Annotated in this window: 11 protein-coding genes; 7 read left to right on the top strand and 4 right to left on the bottom strand. The window is 64.7% G+C overall.

What is annotated here, in order from left to right:
- Positions 1–2: 2 nt before the first annotated feature.
- Positions 3–737, top strand: a complete 735-nt coding sequence (locus BLR13_RS15440; RefSeq protein WP_074822379.1) for a GntR family transcriptional regulator — start codon at positions 3–5, stop codon at positions 735–737.
- Here the strand turns inward: BLR13_RS15440 and atzF are convergent, their stop codons facing one another.
- Positions 738–2,546 carry an allophanate hydrolase gene (gene atzF / locus BLR13_RS15435; RefSeq protein ID WP_074822382.1) on the bottom strand — a complete coding sequence of 603 codons (1,809 nt, stop codon included), beginning with the start codon at positions 2,544–2,546 and terminating at the stop codon, positions 738–740.
- A 296-nt stretch (positions 2,547–2,842) separates the two neighbouring features.
- On the opposite strand from atzF, the gene BLR13_RS15430 reads away from it, so the two are divergent.
- Complete coding sequence (locus BLR13_RS15430; protein ID WP_074822385.1) at positions 2,843–4,705, top strand: feruloyl-CoA synthase; 1,863 nt, start codon at positions 2,843–2,845, stop codon at positions 4,703–4,705.
- 188 nt (positions 4,706–4,893) lie between these two features.
- Here BLR13_RS15430 and BLR13_RS15425 read toward each other — a convergent pair whose 3' ends face one another.
- Positions 4,894–5,412 carry a MarR family winged helix-turn-helix transcriptional regulator gene (locus BLR13_RS15425; protein WP_074822388.1) on the bottom strand — a complete coding sequence of 173 codons (519 nt, stop codon included), beginning with the start codon at positions 5,410–5,412 and terminating at the stop codon, positions 4,894–4,896.
- Positions 5,413–5,495: 83 nt separating this feature from the next.
- Between BLR13_RS15425 and BLR13_RS15420 the strand changes: the two genes are divergently transcribed.
- Positions 5,496–6,719, top strand: a complete 1,224-nt coding sequence (locus tag BLR13_RS15420) for a cytochrome P450 (RefSeq protein WP_074822391.1) — start codon at positions 5,496–5,498, stop codon at positions 6,717–6,719.
- Positions 6,720–6,742: 23 nt separating this feature from the next.
- Positions 6,743–7,969: an ABC transporter substrate-binding protein gene (locus BLR13_RS15415; protein ID WP_074822394.1), complete on the top strand. Its 1,227-nt coding sequence runs from the start codon at positions 6,743–6,745 to the stop codon at positions 7,967–7,969.
- A gap of 200 nt (positions 7,970–8,169) precedes the next feature.
- Here BLR13_RS15415 and BLR13_RS15410 read toward each other — a convergent pair whose 3' ends face one another.
- Together BLR13_RS15410 and BLR13_RS15405 are read right to left on the bottom strand one after the other, a co-directional pair.
- Positions 8,170–9,444 carry an NAD(P)/FAD-dependent oxidoreductase gene (locus BLR13_RS15410; RefSeq protein ID WP_074822396.1) on the bottom strand — a complete coding sequence of 425 codons (1,275 nt, stop codon included), beginning with the start codon at positions 9,442–9,444 and terminating at the stop codon, positions 8,170–8,172.
- 114 nt (positions 9,445–9,558) lie between these two features.
- Complete coding sequence (locus BLR13_RS15405; RefSeq protein WP_074822399.1) at positions 9,559–10,965, bottom strand: DHA2 family efflux MFS transporter permease subunit; 1,407 nt, start codon at positions 10,963–10,965, stop codon at positions 9,559–9,561.
- A gap of 174 nt (positions 10,966–11,139) precedes the next feature.
- Between BLR13_RS15405 and BLR13_RS15400 the strand changes: the two genes are divergently transcribed.
- The 3 genes from BLR13_RS15400 to BLR13_RS15390 all read left to right on the top strand — a co-directional run bounded on the left by BLR13_RS15400 (position 11,140) and on the right by BLR13_RS15390 (position 13,851).
- Positions 11,140–11,448, top strand: coding sequence for a hypothetical protein (locus BLR13_RS15400; protein ID WP_074822402.1), 309 nt, complete (start codon positions 11,140–11,142; stop codon positions 11,446–11,448).
- Between the two features lie 22 nt (positions 11,449–11,470).
- Positions 11,471–12,358: an RNA polymerase sigma factor gene (locus BLR13_RS15395; protein ID WP_074822404.1), complete on the top strand. Its 888-nt coding sequence runs from the start codon at positions 11,471–11,473 to the stop codon at positions 12,356–12,358.
- Between the two features lie 320 nt (positions 12,359–12,678).
- Entirely contained in the window at positions 12,679–13,851 is a 1,173-nt protein-coding gene (locus BLR13_RS15390; RefSeq protein ID WP_074822407.1) for an ABC transporter substrate-binding protein, read from the top strand.
- Positions 13,852–13,901: the final 50 nt, after the last annotated feature.

Here is a 13,901-nt window from a genome sequence, read left to right as displayed (position 1 = left end):
ACATGAGTCTGGATGATCTTCCGACGCGCGTTCCACCGTCCGGCACCGAGCCCGAGACGCCGGTTCGGCGCGTCGACCGGGCATCGTCGCTGCCGGACAAGGTGACGCGCGCGGAGGAATTGCGGCTGCAACTCGCCGACGAGATCGTGCGCGGCGTGCTGGCGCCGGGCTCGGCGCTCGACGAGACCGATATCGCGCGCCGCTTCGGCGTGTCGCGCACCCCGGTGCGCGAGGCGCTGCGTCAGCTGGTGGCGAGCGGCCTGGTCGAGGCCCGTGCGCATCGCGGCGCCGTGGTGGCGCAGCCTTCGCTCGAACGCCTGACCGGCATGTTCGAGGCGATGGCGGAGCTGGAAGCCCTGTGCGCGGGATTGGCCGCGGAACGGATGACGGCGGCGGAGCGCCAGAAACTCGAGGCGATCCACGACGAGCTGCGGGTCTTGAGCCATGCCGGCAATCCCGAGCGCTTTCACGAAGTCAACGAGCGCTTTCACAACGCGATCTATGCCGGTTCGCAGAACGACTACATCGCCGAAATGACGCTGGCGACGCGGGTGCGGGTGCAGCCGTTTCGCCGGGCCCAATTCCGCAATCTCGGCCGGCTGGCGAAATCGCAGGCCGAACACGACCGCGTCGTGGTCGCGATCCTGCGCGGCGACAAGGTCGGCGCCGCGGCCGCGATGCGCGCGCATATCGAACTGGTGCGCGGCGAGTACGAGCTTTACGCGGTGTCGTTGTAGCTAAACCGCCGCCTTCTCCGCCACGAAGGCGCGCCAGCCGCCGAACGTGGAAATATCGCGCGCGCCTTCCGCGGCGATCGGTTCGACCATAAAACCCTTCACGTCGCGGCCGTCGGCCAGACGGAGGGTGCCGATCGACATCGGCGGCGGGATCGCGGCGACGAATTTTCCGAACGCCGCTGCCGACAGCGCCCACAGCTCGAGCTTGATCGCCGTTCCGGTTCCGGCATTGACGCGCAGCATGCCGGGCTTCGGCGGCGTGGTGTCGAGCGCGTAGAGCTTGTAGTCCGGCGCGGTCGTGGCGGCTTCCAGCAGGCGGCCGTTGAGCGCCTGCAGTTCGCCGTTGAGCGCCATGCCGGAGAGATGCGCGCCGACTACGGCGATGGCGATCTCGTCGCCGACCAGGCTGGTCGACGGCGCCGCCAGCGGCGGCTGCGTCAAACCCTTGGCGCCCATTTTCAGTTTGGTGTCGGCGTGGAACGCGCGGCCGATGCTGGCGAGCTGCGCGTCATGCCCGGCCGGCGCCAGCAGCGTGATGCCAAAGGGGATGCCGTCGGGCCGCATCGCCGCCGGCAGGGCCAGGCCGCAGAGGTCGAGCAGGTTGACGAAATTGGTGTAGGTGCCGAGCCGGCTGTTGAGCTCGATCGGATTGGCCAGCACCTGCGCGGTCGAGTAGGCGGTCGGCGCCGTCGGCAGCACGATGGCGTCGAGATTGGCGAAGGTACGCTCGGCAATGCGCCGCAGTCCCTGCAGGCGATAGAGCGAGGAAAATGTGTCGGCGGCGGTCAGGCGTGCGCCCGCAGCCGTGATCTCGCGCGTCACCGGATGGATCGAGTCCGGCGACGACGCCAGCAGATTGCGGATCACCAGATAGCGTTCGGCGACCCATGGTCCCTCGTAGAGCAGCCGCGCGGTCTCGTAGAACGGTTCGAGGTCGAATTCGACCAGCGTGGCGCCGAGCGAGGTCCAGCGTTCGAGCGCCTCGCCATAGGCTTTCTCCGACGCGGTATCGCCGAAGAAGATCAGTTGACCCTTGCGCGGCACACCGAGCCGGAGCTGGCCGGGAAACGCCGAGATCTCGCCTAGCGGCCGGCTGCGCGAAAACGGATCGGCGCCGTCAGGGCCGGCCATCGCGGCAAGTGCAGTCATCGCGTCGTCGACGGTGAGCGAGAATATCGAGATGCAATCGAGCGTCCGGCAGGCCGGCACCAGGCCCGCGGTCGAGATCAGCCCAAGGCTCGGTTTCAATCCGACGATGTTGTTGAGCATCGCCGGCACGCGGCCGCTTCCCGCGGTGTCGGTGCCGAGCGCCAGCGGCACCAGTCCGGCCGACACGGCGACGCCCGATCCCGAACTCGATCCGCCCGGGACCAGGTCGGCGCGGATTGGATTGACGGGAATGCCGTAGGGCGAGCGGACGCCGACGAGGCCGGTGGCGAACTGATCGAGATTGGTCTTGCCGATGATGATGGCGCCGGCGGCGCGCAATCTCGCCACCGCCGTCGAGTCCTGCGCCGGCGAATAGGAAAAAGCCGGGCACGCCGCTGTCGTCGCTAAGCCCAGTGCGTCGATATTGTCCTTCACCGCCACGGGGACGCCGAGCAGCGGCAGCGCACCTCCGTCTTTCGCGCTCAGCGCCTCGGCTTCCGCGATGGCCGCCTTCTCGTCGCGCAGGCTGATGAACACGGCGGGATCATTGTAGTCGCGGATACGCTGATAGCTGCGCGCCACGGTTTGCGCCGGCGTCATGGTGCCGGCGCGGTGGGCGGCGACGATCGCAGCAACGGTTTCGGTCAAGGGATGCCCCATCTTTGGGTTGGCTGATTAATTCATCTCGAACGAAGCAAGCGATGTGCCATTGTGTACATTATAGGCGCGCGCCGGGATACAGAAATAGGCACGCGTATTCATAGGCTTACATAAGTTATTGCGAAATGCCGCAGGCCTCTCATGCCAATGGGAGGCGCCGTCTCTGATTAAGAATTGGGCAGGTCCAGCCTCAACCGGCAACCGATGTTTCGGGCGCGATGACACGTTGCCGGACCGCGCGGTTCTCGCGTAGAGGGAACCGCCTGCCTCCGACAGAGAGGCAGCGGAGGAAACCGATGACGTCAGCCGCCGCCACCAGCCGCGATCCTTCCGAGACGCTGTTCGCAACCCCGTCGGTCGTTGCCGATCGCCGGGCCGACGGCAGTATTGTTCTGAAATCGACCGTACCCTTGCGCGAAAGCGCGCGATGCATCGGCGACTGGCTGGAGCATTGGGCGCGGGAGACGCCGGACCGGATCTTTCTCGCCGACCGCGCCAGCGTCGATGCGCCGTGGGACACCGTCACCTACAAGGATGCCCTGAAGAAGGTGCGCGCGGCCGCGGCGTGGATTCTCGTGCAAGGGCTGAATGCCCAGCGCCCGCTGGTGATCCTGTCCGACAACAGCGTCGATCACGCGCTGTTCGCGCTTGCCACCCAGCATGTCGGCGTGCCCTCGGCGTCGATCTCGCCGGCTTATTCGCTGATGTCGCGGGATTTCGACAAGCTTGGGAGTATGATCACGTTGCTCAGTCCCGGCGCGATCTACATCTCCAGCACGAAACCGTTCGCGGCGGCGCTGGCGGCAATCGCGCCGCTGCATTCGGCTACGATCGTCAGCGGCGACGCAGACGACGATAACGCCATCTCGTTCCGTGCTGTCGCGTCGACGTCTGAAACGCCCGGTGTCGCAAAAGCGTTTGCCGCGATCAGACCGGATACGATCGCAAAATTCCTGTTCACTTCGGGCTCGACCGGCACGCCGAAGGCCGTGATCAACACCCAGCGCATGCTGACCTCGAGCCAGCAGGCCAAGGCGCAGACCTGGTCGTTCCTCGATCACATCAGCGACCTCGTGATCCTCGACTGGCTGCCCTGGAGCCACACCTTCGGCGCCAACCACAATTTCAATCTGGTGCTGCGCAATGGCGGCACGCTCTATGTCGACGGCGGCAAGCCGGCGCCGGGACTGTTTGCGACTTCGCTGGCCAATCTGCGCAGCGTGATGCCGACGGTGTATTTCAACGTGCCGCGCGGTTTTGACATGCTGATCGCGGCGTTACGTGGCGACGACGAATTGCGCCGGCGTTTCTTTGGCGAGGTCAAGTTCGCCTTCTATGCCGGCGCGGCACTCCCGCAAAATCTCTGGGATGCGCTGGAAGCGCTTTCGATCCAGACCATCGGCCGCGCGTTGCCGATGGTGTCGGCCTGGGGTTCGACCGAAACCTCGCCGCTGGCGACCGATTGTCATTTTCAGGCCAAACGCTCCGGCAATATCGGCGTGCCCATCCCCGGCACCGAATTGAAGCTGGTGCCGTCAGGCGACAAGCTCGAAGTGCGGGTGCGCGGGCCGAATGTCACACCGGGCTACTGGAAGGCGCCTGAACTGACTGCGCAGGCGTTCGACGCCGAGGGCTTTTACCTGATCGGCGACGCCGTGACCTTTGCCGATCCGGCGCGACCCGAACTCGGATTGTTTTTCAACGGCCGCGTCGCGGAGGATTTCAAGCTCAATTCCGGCACCTGGGTCAATGTCGGCCATCTGCGTGTTGCGGGCATCGCCGCACTGGCGCCGCTGGCGCAGGACATCGTCGTATCAGGCCATGGCGGCGACGAAGTCCGCTTCCTGGTATTTCCGAACATCGCGGCGTGCCGCGCGCATGCCGGCCTGCCCGACAGTGCGGACGTCAAGGACGTGATCGGTAACGACAAGGTTCGCGCCGGCATCGCGCAGGGACTCGCAAAGCTGAAGGCGCAAGGCGGCAACTCGTCCGGTCATGCGACGCGCGCGCTGTTGCTGGCGGAGCCGGCTTCCGTCGATGGCGGCGAGATCACCGACAAGGGCTACATCAACCAGCGCGCGGTGCTGACCCGGCGCGCCGGCGCGGTGGCCGTGCTGGATGACGACGCGTCGGCCGAATGGATCGGCTCCACGCAGTAAGCGCAGGGTCCAAATTGTTGATCGGCAAGGACAATACCTGACTTTGACTATTTTGTTGCTGCGGCAACTAATTTATGAGAGCTTCACCCGGGCGCAGCGATCGACAGAGCAGTTCAACTGCCATGCGGCGCCGGGAGAGACGGATGTCCGAGAGGATTGGCGCCTTGGCGCGCAATGCGGATTTGCGATCAGCTTTGGCCGGTTACGGCGCCGAGATTCTCGTGCAGACGCCGCAACATGTCGATCAGGACTTCGCGTTCGTCCTTCTTCAGGCACGACAACAGCCTGCGTTCGCGCTCGATCGCGGCAGCGTAGACCTTGTCGTGGACTGCGCGTCCCCGCGCGGTCAGCGAGATCGCGTGGGTACGGCCATCGTCGGGCGCGGTACGGATCACGACCAGGCCGCGCTTCTGCAGCATCGACAGGTTGCGGCTGACCGGCCCCTTGTCGAAACCGATGACGTTGCAGATGCGCGAGGCCGGAATGCCGGGCTCGATCGCGAGCAGCGACATGATCCGCCATTCCGTGATGTTGACGCCGAAATTGCGCTGATAGAATACGGTCGCGCTGTTCGACAGCTTGTTGGCGATGAAGGTGATGAAAGCCGGAACGTAGCGGTCGAGATCGAGCAAAGGGCCGTCATCGGCGGCGACGAATTCCGCCGGTTTTGGCCGGCGCGGCTTCCTTGGGAGGGGACTGGGGCTCATTTTCAGATCATCGCTGCGAAATGCCAGCCGAGCAATAGAGACGTAGGGTCGGGCCTGACAAGGATAAACTTCGGGAGGTGTCGATGAGTGCAACGGGTTCTTCCACAACGGATGGCAGCGGTGCCGGCGTCCCCCATCTGGATATCGATCCGTTTTCGACTGCGTTCTTTGACGATCTCCATCCGGCCCAGCAACAACTGCGCGAAGCAGGTCCGCTGGTCTATCTCGATAAATGGAAGATCTATGGCGTAGCGCGCCATGCCGAAGTGCATGCCGTGCTGAACGACCCGGCCACCTTCTGTTCGAGCCGCGGGGTGGGCTTAAGCGACTTCGCCAAAGAGAAGCCGTGGCGTCCGCCGAGCATCATCCTCGAGGCCGATCCGCCGGCGCATACCCGCACCCGTGCGGTGCTGAGCGACGTGCTGTCACCGACCGCGTTGAAGCAGCTTCGCGGTCGTTTTGCCGCCGCCGCCGAAGCCAAGGTCGACGAATTGCTGGAGCGCAAGAGCTTCGACGCCATCGCGGATCTCGCGGAAGCCTATCCGCTCTCGATCTTTCCGGACGCGCTCGGCCTGAAACAGGAAGGGCGCGAGAATCTGCTGCCCTATGCCGGCCTCGTCTTCAACGCCTTCGGCCCGCCGAACCAGCTGCGGCAGGACGCGATCGAGCGCTCGGCGCCGCATCAGGCCTATGTTGCGGAACAGTGCCAGCGCGAGAACCTTGCGCCCGGCGGCTTCGGCGCCTGCATTCATGCCCACGTCGATTCCGGCAATATCACGGCGGCTGAAGCGCCGCTGCTGGTGCGCTCGCTGCTGTCGGCCGGCCTCGACACCACCGTCTACGGCATCGGCGCCGCGGTCTATTGCCTGGCGCGCTATCCCGATCAGTTCGCAAAGCTGCGTCAGGATCCGACGCTGGCGCGCAACGCGTTCGAGGAGGCGGTGCGGTTCGAGAGCCCGGTGCAGACCTTCTTCCGGACCACGACGCGCGAGGTCGAGATCGGCGGCTACATGATCGGCGAGGGCGAAAAAGTCCTGATGTTCCTCGGCGCCGCCAACCGCGATCCGCGCCGCTGGGAGAACGCCGACAGCTATGACATCACGCGCCGCACCAGCGGCCATGTCGGATACGGTTCGGGCATTCATATGTGCGTCGGTCAGCTGGTGGCGCGGCTGGAAGGCGAGACCATGATGGCGGCGCTGGCGCGCAAGGTCGCCGGCATCGAGATCACGGGCCCGGTGAAGCGCCGCTACAACAACACGCTGCGCGGGCTCGACAGCCTTCCGGTCACCTTCACGGCGGCCTGACGAAAATCCAAAGGGAGAGAGTCATGAAGAGTTTTGGACGGTATCTGGCGCTGGCTCTGTCGGGCGCGGCGTCACTGGCCTGCCTCGGCGCGGCGCGTGCAGAAATTTCCGACAATGTGGTCCGCGTCGGCGTGCTCAACGACATCTCCGGCATCTTCCAGGATACCAACGGCATGGGTTCGGTGGAAGCGGCGCGGATGGCGGCGGAAGATTTCAGCGGCGGCGGCAAGAACATCAAGGTCGAGATCGTCTATGCCGACCACCAGAACAAGGCCGATGTCGGCTCGGCGATCGCGCGCAAATGGCTCGACGTCGAGGGCGTCGACGCCATCGTCGACGTGCCTAACTCGGCCGTCGGCCTCACCGTCAATTCGCTGTTGCGCGATACCAGAATGACGTTCCTGGCGTCGTCGACCGCAAGTTCCGATCTCACCGGCAAGGCCTGTTCGCCGAACACCATCCAATGGGTCAACGACGCCTGGGCCACCGGCAACACCACGGCGGCGGCGATGATGGCGCGTGGCGGCAAGGACTGGTATTTCGTCACGGTCAACTACGCGCTCGGCCAGGGCATCGAGGCCGAGGCCACCAACTATATCGAGAAGCACGGCGGCAAGGTGCTGGGATCGAGCAAGCACCCGCTCGGCACCTCCGACTTCGCCTCGTTCCTGCTGCAGGCGCAGAATTCCAAGGCCAAGGTGATCGGGCTCGCCAATGCCGGCGGCGACACTATCAACGCCGTGAAACAGGCCGCCGAGTTCGGCATTCAGCAAAGCGGGCAGACCATGGTGGCGTTCCTGCTGTTCGTCAACGACGTCCACGGCATGGGATTGAAGGTCGCGCAGGGCCTGCAACTGCTGGAGGCGTTCTATTGGGACATGGATGACGACACCCGCGCCTTCGCAAAACGCTTCGCGGCACGGCCCGGCATGAACGGCAAGATGCCGAGCGGCAACCAGGCCGGCGTCTATGCCTCCACGCTCGCTTATCTGAATGCGGTGGCTGCCGTCGGCAGCGATCAGGCCAAGGACGTCGTGCCCGAAATGAAGAAGTTCAAGGGCAAGGATAAACTGTTCGGCGACGTCACCATCCGCCAGGACGGCCGCGTCATCCACCCGATGTACCTGTTCGAGGTGAAGAAGCCGGAGGAATCGAAATATCCGTATGACTATTACAAACTGGTTTCGACCATTCCTGCCGACCAGGCGTTTCGCCCGATCGCGGATGGCGGATGTTCGCTGGTGAAGTGAAGGCCCGCTGAACGGTCATTGGCCTCGTGGTTCGAGACGCGCGGCACGCCGCGCTCCTCACCATGAGGAATTCAGGTCCTCATCTCAGGAATAAGCGCATTCGCGCTTATTCCGAAGGAGCCGCGAAGCGGCGTCTCGAAGGATGGCCAAGAGCACGATTGCATCGCTTCGGGTGCATCAGAGCGGTCGCGCCAGCGCGATCACCACACCACCTTGCTGCTGCCTTGCGTGATCAGCCGCGCAGCGCGCTGGTCGCGGGCGTGAATCCAGAGCCAGCTCAGCGCCACGGACAGGCGGTTGCGCAGCCCGATCAGGAAGTAGATGTGGGCGATGCCCCAGATCCACCAGGCGAGATTGCCGCGCAGCTTGATGCGGCCGAAATCGATTACCGCCTTGCGCTTGCCGATCTGCGCCAGGCTGCCGGCATGCTTGTAGCGGAATGGCGGCAGCGTGCGGCCGTTCAGGCGGGCGTTGATCAGCGCGGCCACATAGCGTCCCTGCTGCTTGGCGGCCGGCGCGATACCGGGCACTGGCTTCCCGTTCGCATCGGCGATCACCACGGTATCGCCGACGGCAAAAATGTCGGGATGGCCGGGGACGGTCAGATCAGGCAGCACCTCCAGGCGTCCGGCGCGATCGGCCGGCACGCCCAGCCATTCGGCAGCGGGCGAGGCGCGCACGCCGGCGGCCCAGATGATGGTTTTGGCGTCGAGCCAGTTGCCGCCGAACATGACGCCGTCGGCCGAGCATTCGGTGACGGGCTGTCCCAGCACCACCTCGACGCCGATCTCCTCCAGCGAGCGCTGCGCGTAGGCGGAAAGATCCTCGGGAAAGCCGGCCAGCACGCGCGGGCCCGCCTCGACCAGCACCACCCGCGCCTTGCGGGTGTCGATGTTGCGAAAATCCGGCGCCAGCGTGTCCTTGGCCAGGTCGGCGATGGTTCCCGCCATTTCGACGCCGGTCGGGCCCGCGCCGATGATGACGAAGGTCAAGAGCGCCGCGAGCCGTGCCGGATCGGTCTCGCGCTCGGCGCGCTCGAACGCGACCAGAATGCGCCGCCGCAGCGTGGTGGCGTCCTCCAGCGTCTTCAGGCCTGGCGCGAACGGCTCCCATTCGTCGTGGCCGAAATAGGCATGGCGCGCGCCGGTGGCGAGCACCAGCGTGTCGTAGGGCAGGGCGTCGCCGTCGTCGAGCAGCACGCGCTTTTGCCCGGCGTCGACACCCGTCACATTGGCGAACAATGTCGTCACATCCGGACGTGCGCGCACGAGGTAGCGGATCGGCCAGGCGATCTCCGATGTCGCCAGCGACGCGGTCGCGACCTGATAAAGCAGCGGCTGGAACAAATGATGGTTGCGCCGGTCCACCAGCGTGATCTGGACCGGCGCGCCGGCGAGGCCAAAGACGGTTTCCAGGCCGCCGAAACCGGCGCCGACGATGACCACGCGGTGGGCTTCTTTCTGCGCTGTCGTCATGGGATGCGACCTCGGGTTCAGACGTGCTGCCGTCCCCCGATTATGCAGGCAAACGCAGCTCCGGTCCAAGCGCGTTTGCCGATCAATCGATAGCGAAAGCCTATCGCTTTGCGGTCAGGCATTCTGCGGAGTCGGCGCGGTCGCGACCTGCTTGCGTGCCGGCAGGAAGAGTCCGGCCAGTGCGCCCAGCAGCGAGAGAACCGCCGCAACCAGCATGGCCGAAGCGAATCCCGTGCTGAAGCCCGCGGCTGAGCCAATGGCGCCGGTGCCGGAAAACACCGCGACCAGAAGCGCCACGCCGAACATGCCGCCGAGGAAACGTCCCATGTTGAAGACGCCTGACGCCTTGCCCATTTCGACCGGGCTGACCGAACTCAGGACCGCGTTCTGAACCGCCGGCATCGACATCGACACGCCGACACCGGCGACAATCAGCGGCGCGATCATGGGCGCATAGGCCGTATCGGGCGCGATGATCGCTGCGATCCAGAACAGACCGATCGCCTGCAGCGATAGCCCCGCCACCACCAGCGGCCGTTCGCCGATCCGGTTCACGATGTTGCCGGCGATCGGTGCGGTCACAAACAGTGTGGCGGTCCAGGGCAACAACCGCAGGCCGACGCCGAGCGGTCCATAGCCGAGCGCGGACTGCAGGAATTGCGGCAGCAGGAACAGCACGCTGTACATGGTGCCGTACAGCAAAAAGGTCGCGACGATGCCCGACGACAGCGCCCGCGACCGGAACAGCCGCATCGGGACCATCGGCGCGGATGTCTGCAATTCCCAGGCGACAAAAGCCAGCGCCAGCAGCGATCCGGCGGCGAGGACCGTCACCACTTCGGGGCTGGTCCATCCGGCGCCGTTGCCGCGCAACAGGCCCCAGACCAAGGCGAAGGCCGAGACCGCGACCAGCACGAGGCCGGCAATATCGAGCTTCGCTGTCGGGCCGAAACTCTCGCGCAGCCGGGTCATGACCATGACGACCGCGACCAGCCCGATCGGAAGATTGATCCAGAAGATCCACGGCCATCCCAGGCTTTCGGTGATGGCGCCGCCGATCGCCGGTCCAGCCAGCACGGCCACTCCCACGACGCCGCTGAAGATGCCGAGCGCGCGGGCGCGTTCTTCCTTTGGGAATGCCGTGCTCAGCAGCGCCATCCCGAGCGGCATGATCAGCGCCGAACCTGCGCCCTGCGCGATCCGGGCCGCGATCAGCGAGAGGATGCCGGTCGACAGCGCGCAGGCCACCGACGACGCCATGAACAAGACGATGCCCGCGGCAAACAGCCTTCGTCGTCCGAACCGGTCGCCGAGTGCGGCGCCGGTCAGCAGCAGGACTGCGAAACTGAGATTGAAGGCATTCACGGTCCACTGCAGTGTCTCCATCGGCGCCCCGAATTCGGCGCGGATGGTGGCAAGTGCTGATGTCAGCACCTGGGTGTCGAGCGCGACCATGAACGAGGCCAGCGAGGTGATCCCGAGCACCCAGTTCTTTTGGTTTCCGTCGTATGACTCCTGCATTTCTGTTCTCCATCTCTGCTGCGCCGGGGCGGCGCTTCCATCGCAAAGACGAGCCGGGAGAGGGGAAGGATGCGGCGGAAAATATATTTGCCGGGACCGCATCCTTTGGCCGGCCCCAAACGTCGTTAGGGTCGAGACGCGCTGCCTCCGCAGCCTGTGAACAAGGAGAACGCGATGAAACGGACCCTGATCAGGTACAAGACCAGGCCGGAAATGGCCGACAAGAATGCCGAACTGGTGGCGGCGGTGTTTGCCGAGTTGAAGGCGGCGCAGCCGGACGGCGTCCGCTATATGACGCTGCGGCTGGAAGACGATACTTTCATCCATTTCGTCGAGAGCGCGGCGGAAGACGGCTCCAGCCCGCTCCCGAAGCTGGCGGCCTTCCAGGCGTTCCAGAACGGCATTCGGGATCGTTGCGTCGAGCCGCCGGCGCCGCGTGGTGCTACCATTGTCGGCAACTATCGGATGCTAAGCGAGACGTGACGGCTCGCTTGCGGGAGGCAGAATGACTGTAGTTTCCGAGACGCCGGCCGCCGGCGACTTTGCGCGCCGGTTGGTCGCGATGCGGCCAAAGCTGCATCGCTATTGCGCGCGCATGGTCGGCTCGGTGATCGACGGCGAGGATGTGCTGCAGGATGCGCTGATCAAGGCGGTAGAGGCGCATGCCGCTGCCGGCGAGATCGGCAATCCTGAAGGCTGGCTGTTTCGGATCGCGCACAACACCGCGCTCGACTTCCTGCGCCGGCGTCAGCGGCAGGAAGCGATGCGATCGGCCGAGGAGGTGGAGATGATCGTGGACCAGCTCGATGCCGTGACCAGCCGCCAGATCGCCAGCGCCAGCCTGCGCACCTTCATGCGGCTGCCGGTGGCGCAACGCTCCAGCGTGATCCTGATGGACGTGCTCGGCTGCTCGCTGCAGGAAATCTGCGAGGTCATGGAGTGCAGCCTGGCTGCGGCCAAGGCCGCGCTGCATCGCGGGCGAACGCAGTTGCGCGTATTCGCCCAAGAGCCGGAAAACGTGCCGCAACAGTCGCTGTCGGAAGCCGATCGCGAGCGGCTCGGCGCCTATGTCGCCCATTTCAATGCGCGCGATTTCGACGCCATACGGGCCATGATCGCGGACGACGTGCGTCTCGAACTCGTCAGCAAGACGCGCCTGGATGCCAAGGCCGAAGTGTCCCGCTATTTCGGCAATTATTCAAACATCAGCGACTGGCATCTGGTGCCTGGAATGCTCGAGGGGCGTCCCGCTATCCTGGTGTTCGATCCGAACGACCGGGGAGCAGGGCCGAAATATTTCATGCTGCTGGGTTGGACCGCCGGCAAGGTCGCGACCATCCGGGATTTCCGCCATGCGCCTTATGTCATCGAGGGTGCGGTGTATCTGATCTGATGCCCCTCGGGCGGGGCAGGGTCTTGCTGCCGGGCGGTAGCCGCCAGCCTGCAGATCGGAGGCTGGCCCAGTACCAAAGCTGCGACAATCGCGGCCGGCCAACCTGAACTATAATTCTTGCCATCCCCTCCATCTGCGAATTATGGTGCAGGCCGCTGGGGTATGAGCCGAAGGTTCTAAGAGGGGCCGGCGGTTCGTGCTTGCTGCTGGCTTGCGATTTCGCGCACACAACACCTCACCTTATAAGAGGCGCGCGGGACAAGCGCTGCCCGCCACCCGGCTGGGCGGGACTGGTTCGAATATTACGGAGGGGAGTGAATATGAAAACGGCATTCTGGCTGGCGGGCGTCACGGCTCTGGCGCTGGCGCAGCCCGCACTGGCTGGCGACACCATCAAGATCGGCTTCGTCTCGACCTTCAGCGGCCCGACCGCTGTGATCGGCAACGACATGCGCAACTCGTTCGAGCTGGCGCTCGACCATCTCGGCCGCAAGATGGGCGGCAAGCCGGTCGAGGTGATCTACGAGGATGACGGCCAGAAGCCGGATGTCGGCAAGCAGAAGACCGAAAAGCTGATCCAGTCCGACAAGGTCGATTTCATCGCCGGCTATATCTGGTCGAACGTGCTGCTGGCCTCGCTGAAAACCGCTGTCGACGCAAAAACCTTCCTGATCTCGGCCAATGCCGGACCGTCGCAGCTCGCCGGCGAACTGTGTTCGCCTTACGTGTTCTCGACCTCCTGGCAGAACGACCAGACGCCGCAGGCCATGGGCCTCTACATGAACCAGAAGGGCGTCAAGTCGGTATTCCTGATCGGCCCGAACTATGCCGCCGGCAAGGACATGCTGGCCGGCGTCAAGTCGACGTTCAAGGGCGAGGTGGTCGGCGAGGAATACACGGTGTGGCCGAGCCAGCTCGACTTCTCCGCCGAGTTGACCAAGGCGAAGAATTCCAAGGCCGAGTCGATCTTCGTGTTCTATCCCGGTGCCGCCGGCGTCCAGTTCCTCAATCAATACGCGCAGGCCGGCATCAAGGCGCAGATCCCGCTCTATACCGCCTTCACCATCGACGAATTGTCGCTGCCGCTGCAGAAGGATAACGCGATCGGCATTCCCGGCGCGCAGGAATGGGTCAACGACCTGCCGAACGCCGAGAACAAGCGCTTCGTCGAAGACTATCGCAAGAAGTACACCGGCCTGCGCCCGACCTATTACGGCGCGCAAGCCTATGACGCCGCCCAGCTCATCAACAGCGCGGTGGTCGCGGTCAAGGGCGACACCGACAAGAAGGACGCGATGAAGGCGGAGATGGAGAAGGCCAACTTCAAGTCGCTGCGCGGTCCGTTCAGATACGGCAACAACCACATTCCGATCCAGAACTTCTACCTGCAGGACGTGGTCAAGGGCGCCGACGGCGAGCTCTCGCTCAAGACGGTGGCCACCATCGTCAAGGACGACCAGGACCGCTTCCACGACAAGTGCGCGATGAAGTGATCGAGGCCATGACAAGTACAGCGGCGGTGCATCAGCGCTGCCGCTGTTTT

The sequence above is a fragment of the Bradyrhizobium ottawaense genome (genome assembly GCF_900099825.1).
GTDB classification, from domain to species: Bacteria; Pseudomonadota; Alphaproteobacteria; order Rhizobiales; family Xanthobacteraceae; genus Bradyrhizobium; species Bradyrhizobium ottawaense_A.
This window is presented reverse-complemented; position numbering and strand designations above follow the sequence as displayed.